Below are 16,404 nucleotides of genomic sequence, written 5' to 3' on the forward strand. Positions count from 1 at the left end.
CCTCAATCTCTAATCGGTGTATTATTTAAAGCCGCCCTTGCAGCTGGGATTATCGTAGTAATTAAAACGCCTGTTTCAAGCCTATGTAGGCCGCTCTGCGGTCACTGTGATTTACATCCCGCCACTGTCCCATCAGCCAGGTATCCCCGGCAATACGATACTGGGCGCCCAAACGAAGGGAGAAATCATTAAATTTATAGGCATCAGCGGAAAGTTTGAAATTTTTGCCAGCATAAGCATCAAGTCCTACACCGGCCTCGCCATGAATAGCTCCGGCCCGGGCTGCCAGGCTGCCCCGGCGGCTGCCCACCTGAAAATTCATCCGGTTGTGTTCGCCGATATCTTCAACGCCCATATTTAGGAACGGCCCTTGTTCCATACCAACCATAAAGTTCAGATTGGTTTCCCAGTCCTTGCGGCCGCCGCTGTATAAAACATCAACGCTGGCTTCGGTTTTAATGGAGTCCAGCTGCTTTTTTACATCTTTAGCTTTTTCCGTAAGTTCACGGGCGTTATGAATTATCTTTTTCGTATCTTCCACGGTCTTTTCGTCGCCAGCTATCTTGGCTACACCTTCCGTGATAATTCTGATTTGCTCACTGGACTTGGCGATATTATCCAAGGTCAGACGCAGATTCTCCGCCGTCTGCGGGTCAGCGCCTACAGTGGCCAGATTTGCCATCATCGCCTCGACGGAGTTCATGGTTCGATTCAAACTGCCAGTAGCCATATTGAGGTTGCCAAGCAGCTGGCTGATATTGCTCTGATTGCTGACAGCAATGTTTTCCAGAGCCGCCGTCATGCCTTTTATATGCGCTGTGGTATCACGCATGTTTATGGCCATCTGGATAAAAGATGCCTGGAAATCGCCATTGCCGATAACTTTATTCATGCCTTCCAGCAGATTTTGCGCTTCAGCCGCCAGCTTGATCATACTCTGCATCATGTCATCCATGCCGACTTCATCCTGTCCCTGCAGGTAGTCGCCATCTTCCACCCAGCCGCTGTTATCGTCACCGGGCAGGATATTGATGAACTTATCCCCCATAACCCCGGCAGCGCCTACAACCACCTGCGAGTTCTGCGGTATTTTAACATCGCTGTTTATGCGCATGGTCACCGTAACACCGCGTCCATCGTTGTTCACGGATTCAACACTGCCCACAGGCACACCGGAAAGTCTGACCAGTGACTGTGGTTCAATGCCCACCACCTGTTTAAAACCGGCATATAAGGTATAGCCCTTATCGCCGCCCAGCTTAAAACCGCTCAACATGATAACGACGCCTGCAAATAAGGCCAGACCAGCCAGGGTGAATGCTCCCACCTTTGCCTCTGTTGTCATGCCGTCTGTCCCTCCTTTGCAATGTGCAGCGTCCGGAAAAAGGCCTGCACACGTTCATCCTTTATCTGTTTAAAATTCTCCACCGTATCCACAGCGATAAGTTCGCCCTCGTAAACCATGGCAATGCGGTCAGCGATGCGGCAGGCACTGGCCATATCGTGCGTGACCACCACGGACGTAACGGCGAGTTTATTCTGCATGTCTACAATCAGTTCATCGATTTTCGCCGTGGTGATGGGGTCCAGGCCGGAACTCGGCTCATCGTAAAAGATGATTTCCGGGCCAAACGCAATCGCCCGGGCCAGGCCGACTCTTTTTTTCATGCCGCCGGACAATTCTCCCGGCAGTTTATTCTCCACGCCGTAGAGACCTACCAGTTCCAGTTTCTCTTTGATAATCCGCTGAATTTCCGCCTCGGGCAAATGCTTATGTTCCCGCAGGCCAAAGGCCACATTTTCCCCGACGGTCATGGAATCAAACAGCGCTGAATACTGAAACACCATGCCCATGTTAAGACGAACCTTATCCATTTCTTTCTCGGAAAGCTTGGTAATATCCTGTCCGTCTATGAAGATTTCCCCACTATCAGGACGAATAAGCCCCACGAGCAGCTGCAACAGGGTACTCTTGCCGGAACCGGAACCGCCGATAACAGCCAATGTTTCCCCTTTTTTTATCGTCAGGCTGACATCATGCAGAGCATATTTGCCATCGTAGACCTTAGATACATTCGACAACCGAATCATATTATCCTCCTGCAGACCCTTTTTAGTACAAAACAAAGGTCAGCGCGGCATTCAAGATAAAAATAACAATTATGGATGTCACCACAGTACGCGTGGTGGCTTTACCTACACCTTCGGCCCCGGCAGGACAGTGCAGACCATAATAGCAGCCCAGCACCGCAATGACATTGCCGAAAAATATTGCCTTGATCATACCGCCCGTCAGGTCAAAGACGTCCGCAAAAGTATTGATGGAATTGATGTAACTGAACGAGCTGATGTCGGAGTAATATACCGCCACCAGATAACCACCCAAAACACCGACCACATCACCAAACACTGTCAATAGCGGCACCACCAGCATGCAGGCCAGCATACGCGGCACGATAAGATAATTGACCGGGTTTACCGCCATAACGCGCAGGGCATCAATCTGCTCGGTGACCTTCATGGTGGAAATCTCAGCCGTAATAGCTGCCCCCACCCGGCCGGCACATACAACACCGACCAGCACCGGTCCCAGTTCACGGCCAATAGCGACGGAAATAATACCACCGACAGTACTTTGTGCCCCGAACCGGATCAATATATCTGCCGTCTGCAACGCAAACACCGCCCCTGTAAAAAGCAGGGTGAGGCTCACAATCAACAGGGAGTCCACACCCAGATGCGACATCTGCGCCAGAATATGTTTGACACGCGGCTTGTGACATAACTCCTGAAAGGTATCACGATATAAGAGTACGATGGTGCCAAATTCAGACAAACGCGCTATAACCCACGCGCCTAGCAGCTCTAAATAACGCATCCAGCGTGCCTCCTTTCCTCGCATTTACCACCCTTTGATTTTAACAGGCTTAAGACAATTAGTAAATATAAGTGTACTATTTTTTCGGTAAAATTTCAAGATTTACCACCTGTCAGCCCCAATACCAGCGCACAAGATTATTGACATTTTTCTCCACCAACAGTAGACAAAAACGTTATAAGATGTTAAAATGTAAACATCATAAATCGTGCAATGAAGCCGCATGCCATATCCCCCGGGGTATGCATGCGGCTTTCTGCGTCAGCAGCCGTTTTAGTAAAGTTTTGGGAGGTTTATTTATGTCAGAAAACAAACACAGCAGCCTCGACAGGCTCGGACTATGGATTATTGCCGCCACCATCCTGGGTGCCGTCACCGGCCTGATTCTGGGGAAAGACGCGCAGATGTTCGCACCCTTGGGCAATCTTTTCATGCAGCTCATCAAAATGATTGTTGTTCCGCTGGTGCTCTTTTCCTTAATTGGCGGTGCTGCCTCGCTGGGCAGGTCCGGCAATGCCGGAAAAATTGGCCTGTTGACCTTTGCGTACTACGCCGTCACCACTGCTGTCGCCGTAGCCCTGGGACTGGCCGCCAGTGAAATCTTCCAGCCGGGCCGCGGCATTGAAATGGGCACGCTGTCCGATGCAGCCATTCATGTTGAGCATATCGAGGAAAGCACCCACATTCCCGGCTTTTGGGAAACAGTCACAGGCTTTGTCCCCACTAATCCTTTCCAGGCACTGGTAGATGGCAATATACTGCAAATCATCGTATTTGCGCTCTTTATGGGTTTTGCCGCCACTTATCTGGAGGAACACAAAAAGAATTTTGTATTGAATTTCTTTAATTACCTGACGGAATTATTTATCAAAATTATGACCGGCATTATGTACACGGCTCCCATCGGTGTTTTCTGTCTGATGGCTGATGCCACCGGCACCTTTGGCTATGCCGTGCTCACCAAGATTCTTTATCTGATTATCCTCTATGTAGCCGTGCTGGCCATCGTTACCTACGGCATGATTGGCGGCAGTGTAGCTCTGTTCTCCCAATGCACGAGTTATAAAAAATTCTTCAAGAGCATGTGGAAGGTACAGGTTTTCGCCTTCTCCACGGCGTCTTCCATCGCCACCCTGCCGCTCAATATGAACACGGCCACCACTGAGCTGGGCGTATCCAAGGAAACGACTTCCTTTGCCCTGCCCCTGGGTGCTACCATCAATATGAACGGCAACGCCGCCTATTACGCTATGGCCGCCACTTTTCTGGCCCAGATGTATGGCATGGAGCTATCCATGCCGCAGTACATTGCCATCATCATCACCAGCACCCTGGGCGCTGTAGGCCAGGCCGGTGTCCCCGGCCCGACGCTGCTCGTAGTAGCTGTACTGGTTTCCGCCGGCATACCTCTCGATGCCCTGCCCATTCTCTTCGGGGTTGACCGTATCTTTGACATGCTGCGCACCGCCGTCAACATCACCGGTGACGCCGCCTGCGCCACCATCGTCGACAGATTCCGCACGCCCTCACAGTCCTGATAAACTTATAACAGGAGGCCCGTTGACAACGTCAACGGGCCTCTTACTATTTATTGAAATTTCATCGCCTCAGCCTTAGCCAATTCATCGCAGCGCTCGTTCTGTGCCACCCCTACATGGCCTTTAACCCAGTGAAACCTTACCTGATGCTCGGCAAAAGCTGTGTCCAATTTTTGCCACAAGTCCTGATTTTTCACCGGCGCGCCAGCAGCTGTCACCCAGCCTTTACGTTTCCAGCCTGCCAGCCAATTTTTCGTGAACGCATTTTTCAGATACTGACTGTCAGTATACAGGTCAATCACAGCCCCGGCCTTGGCAAACGTCAGTGCCTGTAATGCCGCCGTCAGTTCCATGCGATTGTTGGTCGTAGACGGCTCACCACCATGAAGTTCCGTGAGCTTGCCTTCATTCTGGTCAGCAATCACCGCCGCCCAGCCCCCCGGGCCATCAGGATTACGCAGGCAGGAACCATCAGTATAGATAATATAATCTGCATCTTCCGCATAAGACGGTGCGGGTTCCGTTGGAGCTTTTTCTGCCGTTCGGCCGCCGCCATAAGGCGGCACATAATCAAGATTCAACCACTGCAGCGCCTCGTTGGGGTCTGTAAAGCCCTTAAATCTTGCGCCTTGAAAACCATCCACCTGTGCCTTGCATTCTGCCCAGGTCGTAAAAATCCCCGTCTTGCGTCCAGCCCGGACGGCATACACTTTTTTTCCTGCCATTAACCTTCCCACCTTGTAAACAAATCCGTATCCACGCCCAGCTGGTCGCAAATTTTGCCCACCAGCATATCCACCAAATCAGCAATGCTGCGCGGCCGATGATAAAAGCCTGGCGCTGCCGGCACAATGCGCACGCCCAGCTGTGCCAGTTTCAATAAATTTTCCAAATGAATGGCGTGCATGGGCGTTTCCCGGGGCACGATTACGAGCTTGCGTCCTTCTTTGAGCATCACATCTGCAGCTCTGGTCAAAAGATTATCTGACATACTATGGGCAATACTGGCCACGGTTTTCATGGAACAGGGCAGTACCACCATGGCGTCCACCTTAAAGGAGCCACTGGCAATCGCCGCCCCCACATTGTCATTATCATAAAGCACGTTCACCCGCGTCTCCAGCATGCCCCGGCTGACACCACACTCATAGTCCAGCACCTGCCAGCCGCTGTCCGTCACCACGGCATGCACCTCATGGCCAGCATGCCGCAGAACTTCGATAAGCCGCAGGGCATAAACACTGCCGCTGGCTCCGGTTATTCCCACTACTATCTTCATAAATTACCTCATACATACGTTATAAGTTACAAGAAATTCCGGCCGGACGGCAGTTATTGGCTCACTTCGCTGAGCCGTTAAGCTAAAACTTATTTTTACCTTTTATATAACGGAAAAGGCTTAAACTCACTGCGTTCAAACAACAGCCTTTTCCGTTATGACAGATGATGGCAAAAATAAGTTTCTTGACACTTAACGGCAAACGCTGCGCTCTGCCAATAACTGCCGTCCGGCCTCCCACCTTACTCATGCGCTCTTTAAATTATAACGCCGTTGTTCCAGTTTTGCCATAGGCAAAACTTCCTCTTGGCGTTTCCCTAAAGGACTAGCTTCGCTTCGCAACGAGGCGGGAGATATGCTCGCCGCCTGTTTTGGTATTCGTGCCCCCACCTGCTGAGGTGGGGGACATTTTCTTGCCTCGTTATAACGAACCCTGCAAAATTCTGTCAATCAATCCGTACTGCCTGCAGCTATGATTTCCGTTGGCAAAAACTAAGTTTCGGCGTTATAATAAATGTACTTTATTTTAGAGAAAGCTGGTGTCAGACCATGAAAATAAATGACATTCCCGTAATTATCGCTAAAGAACTGGGCGTTACCCCCAAGCAGACCACAGCAGCTATTGAACTGTTGGACGGCGGCAACACCGTTCCCTTTATCGCCCGTTACCGCAAAGAGGCTACCGGCGCCCTGGAAGACGAGCAGCTGCGCACCTTGGAAGAACGCCTGACCTACCTCCGCAACCTCGTAAAGCGGCAGGAAGAAATCATCGCTAAAATCACTGAGCAGGGCAAGCTCACCGCTGAGCTGCAGGCGGCCATTGAACAAGCTCAAAAACTGCAGGAACTGGAGGACCTTTACCTGCCCTACAAACAGAAAAAACGCACTCGTGCCCAAATCGCCCGGGAACGCGGTTTGGAACCACTGGCTCAGCTCATGCTGGAACAGGCAAAAATCAACGGCTCCCCCTTGGAAACAGCGCAGGAATTTATCGATGCCGAAAAGGATGTCCCCACGGCCGAGGATGCCTTGACTGGGGCTATGGATATCGCGGCCGAAACCATTATGGAAGACGCCAAGCTCCGTCAGGCCATGCGCACCCGGTTGTGGAACAACGGCCATGTGGAAACCGAGCTGGTGGAAGATGCCGAGGAATCTGACACCTTTGCCATGTATAAGGACTACAGCGAACTCATCCACACCCTGCCGTCCCACCGCATTTTGGCCATCAACCGCGGCGAGGCGAAGGGCTGTTTAAAGGTTCATGTAACCATCGACGCGGAGGACTGTCAAAACCGGATTTTCCGCCGCGTCAGCAAAACGCCTTCCCAATGGGACGAAACCTTGCACGCCGTCATTGAGGACGGCTGGAAACGCCTGTTGTTCCCGGCTTTGGAGCGCGAAGTCCGCAGCCAGCTGACCGAAGAGGCCGAGGCGCAGGCCATAAAAATCTTCGGCGTAAACTTAAAACAGCTGCTCCTGCAGGCCCCGCTGGCCGGCCATACTGTCCTGGGGCTTGACCCCGGCTACCGCACTGGCTGCAAGATGGCTGTTGTCGATGCCACCGGCCATGTGGTTGACCACGGCGTCATTCAGGTTACCCAGAGCGACGCGGCCAAAGCTGCCGCCGCTAAGACTGTACTGGGGCTTATCAAAAAGCACCATGTCACGCTTATCTCCATCGGCAACGGCACAGCCTCCTATGAAACCGAACAATTCACGGCCCAGCTTATCGCGGACAACCAGCTGACGGACGTACATTACCTTATCACCAACGAGGCCGGTGCCTCCGTGTACTCTGCGTCAGCCTTGGCCAAGGAAGAGCTGCCCGAGTATGATGTCACCATCCGCGGTGCAGTCTCCATTGCCCGGCGCATTCAGGACCCGTTGGCCGAGCTGGTCAAAATTGACCCCAAGGCCATTGGTGTCGGCCAGTACCAGCATGACGTCAACCAAAAGGAACTGGGAGCCACTCTTGACGCTACGATTGAAAGCACCGTGAACCATGTCGGTGTAGACCTGAACACCGCCAGCGGTGCCCTCTTAAAACACATTGCCGGCATCAATGCCACAATTGCCAAGAACATCGTAGCCTACCGCAATGAAAACGGCATTTTTACCAGCCGCAAACAGCTGCTCAAAGTGCCCCGTCTGGGGCCGGCCGCTTTCACCCAGTGTGCCGGGTTCCTGCGCATAGCTGGCGGCAAATCACCTCTGGACAACACTTCCGTTCATCCTGAATCCTATGACCTGGCAGAAAAACTGTTGGCCAAGCTGGGTTTCAGCCTAAATGACCTCAATGATAAAAACGCCCTTGCCCTGCTTGCTGTCAAGGCCAAACTTGCTGACTGCAGTAAACTGGCCAAGGATTTAGACGCCGGCGAGCTGACGGTCAAGGATATCATCGCCGCCCTTATCAAACCGGGACGCGACCCCCGCGAAGACCTGCCGGCCCCGTTGACACGTCAGGCAGTTGTCAAACTCTCTGACATCAAGGAAGGCAGCATTATGCGCGGCACCGTGCGCAATATCACTGATTTTGGCGCCTTTGTAGACATCGGCCTCAAAACAGCCGGTCTTATCCACATTTCCGAAATGAGCAAAAAACGAATTAAACATCCGCTTGATGTACTGGCCGTCGGTGATATTTTAGATGTGATGGTCATCAGCGTAGACGAATCCCGGGGGCGTATCGGCCTGTCCCTGAAACAGATTCCCAAGGAGGCATAACATGAGCCTTTTACAAGCAACTATAGAGGCGATAACGCCGGCTGACGGCAAGCTGGCCGCGCAGGCAGGCAAACAACTGGCTGCCGTAATGGAAGGTGATGAACAGGCTTTTGGCAAGTTCAAAGACCTGCTGCTACGCTACATCGCCATAACCGGTGAACTGCACCCGGCCTCACCTGACAAATGCACGGTTATCTGCTGTGCCAGCCACGGCGTAGCTGCCGAAGGTGTCAGCGCCTATCCCGAAGAAACCACCCTGCAAATGACCAAAAGCTATCTTATCGGTCAGGGAGCCGCAGCCAACGCCTTTGCCGAATTCTGTGGCAGTGAACTCTTTGTGGCGGACTTCGGCATTGCTGCCACCGATGATATTCCCGGCCTGCTGGACTGCCGTATAGCCGCCGGCACCCAGAACATTGCCAAAGGCCCGGCCATGACCAGGGAGCAGGCCAGTGAATCCCTGGAAAAGGGTATTATGCTGGCCGAAAAACTCATATCCGAGGGCTTTGACTGCCTCCTGCCCGGTGAAATGGGCATTGCCAATACCACCGTCAGCGCTGCTATCGTCGCGGCTGTCTGTCAAAAAGCCGCCCCGGAAGTCACCGGCCGGGGCACCAATATATCCGATGAACGCCTGGCCAAAAAAATCAAGATTGTGGCACAGGCACTGGCTGTAAATCAGCCTGATCCTCAGGATGGACTTGACGTGCTTACCAAGGTTGGCGGTTTTGAGTTCGGCGCTATTGCCGGTCTTATCTTAGGCTTTGCAGCCCATAAAAAGGCTATCATTCTGGACGGTGCCAACTGCGCTGCCGCTGCACTTATTGCCCAGAGTCTGGCCCCGGCCTGTGTTGACTACCTGCTGCCCTCCCATAGCGGCGGTGAAAAATCCCATGCTATCGCTTTGGCTAAGTTAGGACTCACCCCCGTGATGGATTTGGACCTGAAGTTAGGCGAGGCCTGTGGCAGTTCCCTGCTGGCCAGACAGCTTGACACCATGCTGGCGGTATGGGACGTGGCCGGCCATTTACCACACGACCCTGTGGAAACGCCGTTCCAGCAGGCTTACATGCCCACCTTTGCGCCCAAAATCACCAACAAGACTTTTGACTTTTACCTGTCAACCATGCAGGATTTGGATAAGCTGGCCATGGTCAACTGTCAGGAACGCATTGACAAATTGGTAAAACCTCTCCACAGTCTGGGTGCCTTAGAGCAAATCGCGGCCGAATTTGCTGGCATAACCGGCGATGAACTGCCGCCATATCACAGTGACAAGGCACTGCTTTGTTTCACCGGCAAGGTATCCAATCCCCTGCAGCTGCAGCTCTGCGCCGCCAGCAGTCAAAGCGCGCAGGCCGATGTCACCATGGCCCACGTCCGTGATGGCCTCCCTCTCACCGCGGCCTTTGACTTTGGCCGGGAACAGGGTGAATTTCTCTCCCTGTCCTATCCGCTGTTGGGACTGGCCATCACCGAAACAGATGAAAACGCTCCCTTTGGCAGTACGGCAGAATTACTGCGCACTGCGCTGCTTAACCCCGACGGCAGTCTGAAATACCCGGCCGACGAGTTTCTTGCTCATGCGCCGGAAAGCTGCCAGCCTTTTATCGGCGCGATGATTGGTGCCATCATTGCCGCAGCCCACAACAGCGCCTTTATCATTCTTGATGATGAGGCCAGTGAGATAATCGCCCGTTACACCGAGCTGTTATGCCCCACGGTTCGTCCCTATATTCTCCATGTCCAGCCCCTGCTCATCAAAGCAGACGTTACCCTGCCCGGCGGCTTTATCGCCGGCCTGGGCATGGATATCATCGAGGCCTCCCTCTATATGCTGAACTATATGCGCACCTTTGTGGAAAGCAAAGTGGCTATCGCCAGCGATGGCCCGGGAGCCGAACTGCAAAAATCATAATTAACATCAAAAAAGGAGCCGCAAGGCTCCTTTTTTATAACGCCGTTGTTCCAGTTTTGCCATAGGCAAAACTTCCTCTTGGCGTTTCAACGAGGCAGGAGATATGCTCGCCGCCTGTTTTGGTATTCGTGCCCCCACCTGCTGAGGTGGGGGACATTTTCTTGCCTCGTTATGTCTTATTCAGCCCGTGACTGTTGGCACTCCGGACAAATTCCATAGAAATAGTATTGTTGGCCTGTAAGCTGATAGCCCGTATCCCTGCCTACCTGCCGCCCTAAGTCTGCTGTCGGCAGCTGGGGTACATCGTCTACCCGGCCGCAGCATTGGCAGCGGATATGGGGATGGGCATGAACATTGGCATCGTAACGGAAAGAATCCTCCCCGACATTAAGCTCTTGTGCCAAACCCACCTGACATAATATCCCCAATGATTTATACACCGTAGCCAGACTCATAGTCGGATAACTTGGCTGCAGCTCCTTATACAGCTTTTCTGCACTGGGGTGGGCCGTGGTATGTGCCAGGGCATTATACACGGCCAAACGCTGCGGAGTGACCTTAAATCCCTGTTCGCGCAGCCTTATTGTCACGTCTTTAGGTTTTAGTCCGACAAACATAAATGGACCTCTTTTCATAACAAACAATCATTATTAGTTAGAATCTATTCTAATAAATAAAAAACAGCCTGTCAATGAAAAGTTTTTTCATTGCCCATCTCTATTTTGCGGCAGCCTCCCAGCCTAACTGTAAAGCCTTCATATTGGCCTCCACAGTATGCGGCGGCACACGTTTTTTGACAAATTCCTGCACCGTTTCCAGCTGCACCAACCCTGTAATACGCACCAGCGCCCCGAGGGCCACAATATTGGCAAAGAGCGCTTTGCCCAGCTCTTCCACCGCCAGTTTGGTGATAGGCAGGCGCATTACATTTTTGAAGTCCGGTGTTTCCGGCACCAGCGTATCATCCAGAATAAGCAGGCCGTCTTTCTGCAAATCACCGTAATACTTATCTGCCGCCTTCTGCGTCATAGCCAGCACCAGGTCCGGCGTTTCCACATGCGGATGGTAAATACTTTCATCACTGATGATAACCTCGGCTTTGGAGGCGCCGCCCCGGGCCTCAGGGCCGTAGGACTGGCTTTGTGCCGCCTCCTTGCCTTCGGCCACCGCTGCCTCAGCCAGCAGTATGGCCGCCGTAATTACGCCCTGTCCACCGGAGCCGGAGAGCCTTAACTGTTTTTTCATTTGCCTGCACCTCCTGCCCGTTCAATAACCTGGTCATACGCCGTATCATAATCTGTTGCCGTAGATTCATACAGCAGGCCAATGGGGAATTTCTCCGGCGCAATATTCTCTGCCGGCATCTTATCCCAGGCCGCCTTCATCACCGCATTGTCGCGCATCCACTTCAGCATATCCGCCGGTGTGCCCAGTTTGTTCTTGCGCCCATAGGCCGTGGGACACTGCACCAGCGCCTCGACGAAGGAAAAGCCGTGATTATCAAAAGCCTTGGCAATCATATCAGTCAAATGCTGGACATGGAAAGCCGTGGAACGGGCCACATAGGTGGCGCCGGCCGCCTCGGCCAGAGCACAGGCATCAAACGGTCTGTCCACGGAACCATAGGGAGCCGTGGTCGCCTTGCGGCCCAGCGGCGTCATGGGAGAGGCCTGACCACCGGTCATACCGTAGATATTGTTGTTGAACAAAACCACGGTCAGGTCCACATTACGGCGGCAGCCATGAATGAAATGATTGCCGCCGATTGCCGTGCAGTCACCGTCACCTGTTATAACGACCACATTGAGTTCTGGACGGGCCAGCTTAATCCCTGTAGCGAAGGGAATAGCCCGGCCATGTGCGGTATGCAGGGTATCAAAATCCATATAACCGGACGCCCGGGACGAGCAGCCTATGCCCGATACAATCACCGTATTGTCCTGATTCAGCTCCGGACGCTGGGCAATAGCCTGCACAATGGCCTTCATGGCAATACCGTTGCCGCAACCCGGGCACCAAAGGTGCGGGAGGCGGTTCTGACGGAAATATTTCTCGTATTCTCTTTCTGCCATCAGCCCTCAACCTCCTTTATCAATGCCTCAACACCAGCCAAAATTTCACCAGGCTCAAAAGCCCGCATATTGTACTTGCCGCACAGGGTAACGGGACACTGGCCCTGCGCTGCCCGGCGCACCTCGTGAACGAGCTGACCGTAATTCAGTTCAGCCACGACAATGCCCTTAACCTTGGCCGCCAGTTCACCAATAACCTTATCCGCAAAAGGCCAAATGGTCAGCAGCCGCACGAGGCCAACCTTCTTACCGGCCTCCCGGGCCTCACGCACGGCCTCATAAGCTGTCCGCGCTGTACCGCCAAAAGAAACCACAGCATATTCCGCATCGTCCATAAAATAGCTTTCCGTATGAATGATTTCCTCACCGGCCCGCGCAATTTTCTCATGCAGGCGGTTGATGGAATCCTCTGTCACCTTAGGACTGCCTACAGGGAAACCTGTTTCATCATGAATGAGGCCCGTAACATGGATATGATAACCTTCACCAAAATCCGCCACATTGGGCACCAGGTCAGCCTCCGGCGCAAAGGGCTGATAACCTTCCGCCCGTGTCTTTGACGGTTTACGGCGCGGATATATCTCCACCTTTTCCGGCAGCTCCACCTTTTCACGCAAATGGCCGACCATTTCGTCCATCAGGAGCATTACCGGCGTACGGAAACGCTCAGCATAATTTACGGCCATAACCGTGGCATCGTACGTTTCCCGGACGCTCCAGGGCGACAGGGCAATCACCGGATGGTCGCCGTGGGTGCCCCAGCGCACCTGCATTACATCGCCCTGCGACGGCGCTGTCGGCTGGCCCGTAGACGGGCCCACACGCTGTACATCTACCAGTACGCAGGGAATCTCCGCACAGGCGGCGTAGCCAATCAATTCCTGTTTCAAAGAAAAGCCCGGGCCGGAGGTAGCGTCCATAACCTTGCAGCCGGCCAGCGACGCACCTAAAATTGCGCCCATGGAGGCAATTTCATCTTCCATCTGAATAAATTTGCCGCCATGCTGGGGCAAAAGTTTCGCCATGGTTTCCGCAATCTCCGTTGAAGGGGTAATGGGATAACCGGCAAAGAAGTTCACCCCGGCAGCGATGGCTGCCTCCGCGCAAGCCTCATTGCCTTGCATCAATCTTGCCTTGCTCATGCCGCGCCCCCCTTTGCAACTTTATCCACAAATATTGCATAATCCGGACAACGCAGCTCACACTGACCACATCCGATACAAGCCTCCGGATTGGCCACCTGTACCTTGCCCAGCTCATCTATGGCCAGCACTGACTTAGGACAAAAGGCTGCGCATATTCCACATCCCTTGCACCGCGCCAACTTGACGCTAATCTCCGCTTTCATAAACTCCGCCTCCAATTACACAGATAAATATGATTCAATTTACATACTAAATATGCTTATTGCTTATATACTTTTACATCATAACAGACTTTTGTGTAAAAATCTACTATTTTTGTAAATATAAGTAATGTATACATAAACAGCATGCTATAGCATATCCCTTAATGTAATTGTTCGCTAAAAAAAGAAAATCTCCCCCATAACGGAGGAGATTTTTATAATCTAATATGAAATTAGAAGAAGAATTCAACGCGGCCGAAGAAACGCTTGCCTTTGGAGTTGTTGCCATTGCCATTGTCATCAAGCATCTTGACATCGCCATAGCGCAGGGTACCTACAACATTCTTAACGAAGGTGTAGTTAGCACCGAGTTCCCAGCCTTTTTCGTTGGGCTGAATTACATCGTAGGTGCTGGCAACCATGCCCCAAGCCCCAAGGTGGCGATATGCCAGCCATGCGCCCCAAGTGCCACGGTTTTCGCGCTGTGCCCCTTTATAATCCACTTCTAAGGAAGCGGCCTTATTAAAGTAATCTGCATTACGATTATTAGCATAGAAACCATTTACAGCCACGTTCTTGTTGAATCTGTAAGCAGCCTTGACAGCGATAAGATTGAAGTTATCCTTATCAGCGTCCTTGGTGTACTTATTTGTTTTGAAGGACTCGCTGCTCAGACGATGGTAGTACAGGCCGCCGAACAATTTGCTAACCTTGCCTTCAACGCCAACATACTGGTAGCTGGCAGTTCTGTTCATGCCAGTTACACCACCGCCAACATAATAACCATCAGCCCAATCATGGCCTGCATTCTGTGCTACACCATGTCCATTGGCTGCAGCCGTGTTACTGAGCTTCAGGCGGCCGGCACCAATAATACCTTTTACATTTTTGCCGAAGGAAACTTCTGCACCGGAGAAATCCGTATCAGCAAAGCTGTCGTTATTCATGGAGGCGAACTTACCCAGTTTCACCTGGAAGTTCTTGTAATCACCCTGTGCCCAGATGCGTTTCAGCTTAACATTGCCGTCAGCACCCGTGTCAGTCTTGGCGTTGGTATCAGCGTCGAGACGGGCATTTACATGCCAGTGATTGTTGACCTCAGCAGAGGGTTCAAGACGGAACTTCAGATTGTTCTTGGAGTTCTTGCCGTCCATATCTTCATTCAGATCTTCAACATTGGTGCGAACAGCCGTGTATTCCAACTTGCCGTTCCACTTAACCATGTCAGCATTGCGTTCGAGGTTAGCAACGCGTACCCCCAGGTTGTTCAGTTCAGCAGCGAACTCAGCAGCCAGTTTGTCAACGAGAGCTTTGTCAACACCGCTGGTGTTCTTAGCCATAGCCTTAGCTACCATCTGAGCCATTTCGTAACGGGTGATGTTCCGGTTGCCCTTGAACGTAGCGTCGCCATAGCCTTCGATTACGCCGTCAGCAGCGAGCTGGCTTACAGCGTCATAAGCCCAATGGTCAGCAGGAACATCGGAGAACGGATTTGCAGCAGCGAAAGTCGTGCTGGCAGCACCAACAACCAGAGCAGTCGTCAGCGCAGATACGAGAGTCTTTTTCATTAAAGAACTCCTCCTTAAAAATTTTTATTTGCTTTAAGGAAGATTTATTCGCCCTAAGTATCCTTGTTTCCTTAGCAAATTCTAATCTTCTCTTAAGAACTTCTTAATCTTATCATATAACTACATATATAGCAAGTGGCCCCCTGCTTACAATAATTCCCATTTGCGGAGGTTGTGTGAAAGGCAGATTTTATAACAAAAACAGTCCCTTAACCTGCCTGTATTAGTCAGATTAAGGGACATATTCATTATGCTTTTAGAAGTTTTTCCGCACCTTCACGTACTGCATCCGATACGCCGGCAAAACGCCATTTTGTTTGTGCATATATCAGGCCGGCACCAGCACCGACCATTATGCCGAAAGGTACATTATTGGCAAATATTTTTCCGATGGCTTTGTTTTTCTCTTTGTCAGTCATGGAGGCGTATGCCTTAGAATTAACCAGATTCTTTACTTCTTTATACACGTCCATGCCCGTAATAATTGCTGTTTTTAATGCCCCGACGACAGCCTCTACACCAATTCCGCCGGTAACGGTATCCAACTGTTCCTCACTTAGAACCATACCTGTATTTTTTAGCTTGATTGTTTCCGTCATTTTTATACACCCTTTCTCTTTATACCGTCATTTAATTATTTTTCATCATGTCTTCGACGCCCTTACGAAGTTTATCCGATACACCGGCAAAACGCCATTTGGTCTGTGCATATACAACACCTAAGCCGCAGCCAAGCATTGCCCCAAAAGCTACATTATCAGCGAAGATTACGCCGATGGCTTTGTTTTTCTGCTCGTCACTCATCTTTTTATATTCCGGTGAATTTATTAAGGCTTTGGTTTCCTTATACACCGACATATAAGTTTTTCCTGCGTTGTAGAGGCAGCCAAGTACTGTACCAATTCCCAAGCCTCCAATTACCTGCTCCAACTGAGCATCATCCAAAACCATCCCGGCATTTTTGAGTTTCATTGCTGCTGTCATTTCAATCGACCTCCTACGAATTTTGATTTTCTTTTTTCTTTCTGTTCTTTATATCCGTGGAAGCGAAAAAAGTGTAGAAGAAAATGAAA

Annotated in this window: 16 protein-coding genes; 3 read left to right on the top strand and 13 right to left on the bottom strand. The window is 51.5% G+C overall.

From position 1 onward, the window contains the following. Window positions 1-61: 61 nt before the first annotated feature. From DL94_RS0112070 to DL94_RS0112080, 3 genes are read right to left on the bottom strand one after another with little or no spacing between them, the layout of a single operon-like run. On the bottom strand, window positions 62-1,345 hold the full coding sequence (locus DL94_RS0112070) for an MlaD family protein (protein WP_028130372.1): 1,284 nt from the start codon (window positions 1,343-1,345) through the stop codon (window positions 62-64). After that, window positions 1,342-2,091, bottom strand: coding sequence for an ABC transporter ATP-binding protein (locus DL94_RS0112075; protein WP_028130373.1), 750 nt, complete (start codon window positions 2,089-2,091; stop codon window positions 1,342-1,344). The genes DL94_RS0112070 and DL94_RS0112075 overlap by 4 nt, the downstream gene beginning before the upstream one ends. Before the next feature lie 22 nt (window positions 2,092-2,113). Next, window positions 2,114-2,878 (bottom strand): MlaE family ABC transporter permease, encoded by a 765-nt coding sequence (locus tag DL94_RS0112080; RefSeq protein WP_028130374.1) that lies wholly within the window; start codon window positions 2,876-2,878, stop codon window positions 2,114-2,116. 299 nt (window positions 2,879-3,177) lie between these two features. On the opposite strand from DL94_RS0112080, the gene DL94_RS0112085 reads away from it, so the two are divergent. Then, the gene (locus DL94_RS0112085) at window positions 3,178-4,416 is read left to right on the top strand and encodes a dicarboxylate/amino acid:cation symporter (protein ID WP_028130375.1); all 1,239 of its coding nucleotides are present in this window, start codon (window positions 3,178-3,180) and stop codon (window positions 4,414-4,416) included. A 50-nt stretch (window positions 4,417-4,466) separates the two neighbouring features. Here DL94_RS0112085 and rnhA read toward each other — a convergent pair whose 3' ends face one another. Together rnhA and DL94_RS0112095 are read right to left on the bottom strand one after the other, a co-directional pair. After that, complete coding sequence (rnhA, locus tag DL94_RS0112090; protein WP_028130376.1) at window positions 4,467-5,141, bottom strand: ribonuclease HI; 675 nt, start codon at window positions 5,139-5,141, stop codon at window positions 4,467-4,469. Continuing rightward, window positions 5,141-5,695 carry a UbiX family flavin prenyltransferase gene (locus tag DL94_RS0112095; RefSeq protein ID WP_028130377.1) on the bottom strand — a complete coding sequence of 185 codons (555 nt, stop codon included), beginning with the start codon at window positions 5,693-5,695 and terminating at the stop codon, window positions 5,141-5,143. The genes rnhA and DL94_RS0112095 overlap by 1 nt, the downstream gene beginning before the upstream one ends. Before the next feature lie 549 nt (window positions 5,696-6,244). On the opposite strand from DL94_RS0112095, the gene DL94_RS0112100 reads away from it, so the two are divergent. Together DL94_RS0112100 and DL94_RS0112105 are read left to right on the top strand one after the other, a co-directional pair. Then, window positions 6,245-8,425, top strand: coding sequence for a Tex family protein (locus tag DL94_RS0112100; protein WP_028130378.1), 2,181 nt, complete (start codon window positions 6,245-6,247; stop codon window positions 8,423-8,425). A gap of 1 nt (window position 8,426) precedes the next feature. Beyond that, window positions 8,427-10,343: a nicotinate-nucleotide--dimethylbenzimidazole phosphoribosyltransferase gene (locus DL94_RS0112105; protein WP_028130379.1), complete on the top strand. Its 1,917-nt coding sequence runs from the start codon at window positions 8,427-8,429 to the stop codon at window positions 10,341-10,343. Between the two features lie 176 nt (window positions 10,344-10,519). Here the strand turns inward: DL94_RS0112105 and DL94_RS0112110 are convergent, their stop codons facing one another. From DL94_RS0112110 to DL94_RS0112145, 8 genes are all read right to left on the bottom strand, one after another. Then, window positions 10,520-10,960 (bottom strand): transcriptional regulator PerR, encoded by a 441-nt coding sequence (locus tag DL94_RS0112110; RefSeq protein WP_028130380.1) that lies wholly within the window; start codon window positions 10,958-10,960, stop codon window positions 10,520-10,522. Between the two features lie 100 nt (window positions 10,961-11,060). Continuing rightward, window positions 11,061-11,588 (bottom strand): 2-oxoacid:acceptor oxidoreductase family protein, encoded by a 528-nt coding sequence (locus DL94_RS0112115; protein ID WP_028130381.1) that lies wholly within the window; start codon window positions 11,586-11,588, stop codon window positions 11,061-11,063. Then, window positions 11,585-12,415: a thiamine pyrophosphate-dependent enzyme gene (locus DL94_RS0112120; protein ID WP_028130382.1), complete on the bottom strand. Its 831-nt coding sequence runs from the start codon at window positions 12,413-12,415 to the stop codon at window positions 11,585-11,587. The genes DL94_RS0112115 and DL94_RS0112120 overlap by 4 nt, the downstream gene beginning before the upstream one ends. Further along, window positions 12,415-13,557 carry a 2-oxoacid:acceptor oxidoreductase subunit alpha gene (locus DL94_RS0112125; protein WP_028130383.1) on the bottom strand — a complete coding sequence of 381 codons (1,143 nt, stop codon included), beginning with the start codon at window positions 13,555-13,557 and terminating at the stop codon, window positions 12,415-12,417. The genes DL94_RS0112120 and DL94_RS0112125 overlap by 1 nt, the downstream gene beginning before the upstream one ends. Then, complete coding sequence (locus DL94_RS0112130) at window positions 13,554-13,763, bottom strand: 4Fe-4S dicluster domain-containing protein (protein WP_028130384.1); 210 nt, start codon at window positions 13,761-13,763, stop codon at window positions 13,554-13,556. Before DL94_RS0112130 ends, DL94_RS0112125 begins: the two co-directional genes overlap by 4 nt. Before the next feature lie 233 nt (window positions 13,764-13,996). Continuing rightward, window positions 13,997-15,331 carry a putative porin gene (locus DL94_RS0112135; RefSeq protein WP_028130385.1) on the bottom strand — a complete coding sequence of 445 codons (1,335 nt, stop codon included), beginning with the start codon at window positions 15,329-15,331 and terminating at the stop codon, window positions 13,997-13,999. Between the two features lie 248 nt (window positions 15,332-15,579). After that, on the bottom strand, window positions 15,580-15,930 hold the full coding sequence (locus tag DL94_RS0112140; RefSeq protein ID WP_028130386.1) for a hypothetical protein: 351 nt from the start codon (window positions 15,928-15,930) through the stop codon (window positions 15,580-15,582). A 31-nt stretch (window positions 15,931-15,961) separates the two neighbouring features. Further along, the gene (locus DL94_RS0112145) at window positions 15,962-16,315 is read right to left on the bottom strand and encodes a hypothetical protein (protein WP_028130387.1); all 354 of its coding nucleotides are present in this window, start codon (window positions 16,313-16,315) and stop codon (window positions 15,962-15,964) included. Between the last annotated feature and the right edge of the window lie 89 nt (window positions 16,316-16,404).

The organism is Selenomonas sp. AE3005 (assembly GCF_000686945.1).
Taxonomy (GTDB): domain Bacteria; phylum Bacillota; class Negativicutes; order Selenomonadales; family Selenomonadaceae; genus Selenomonas_A.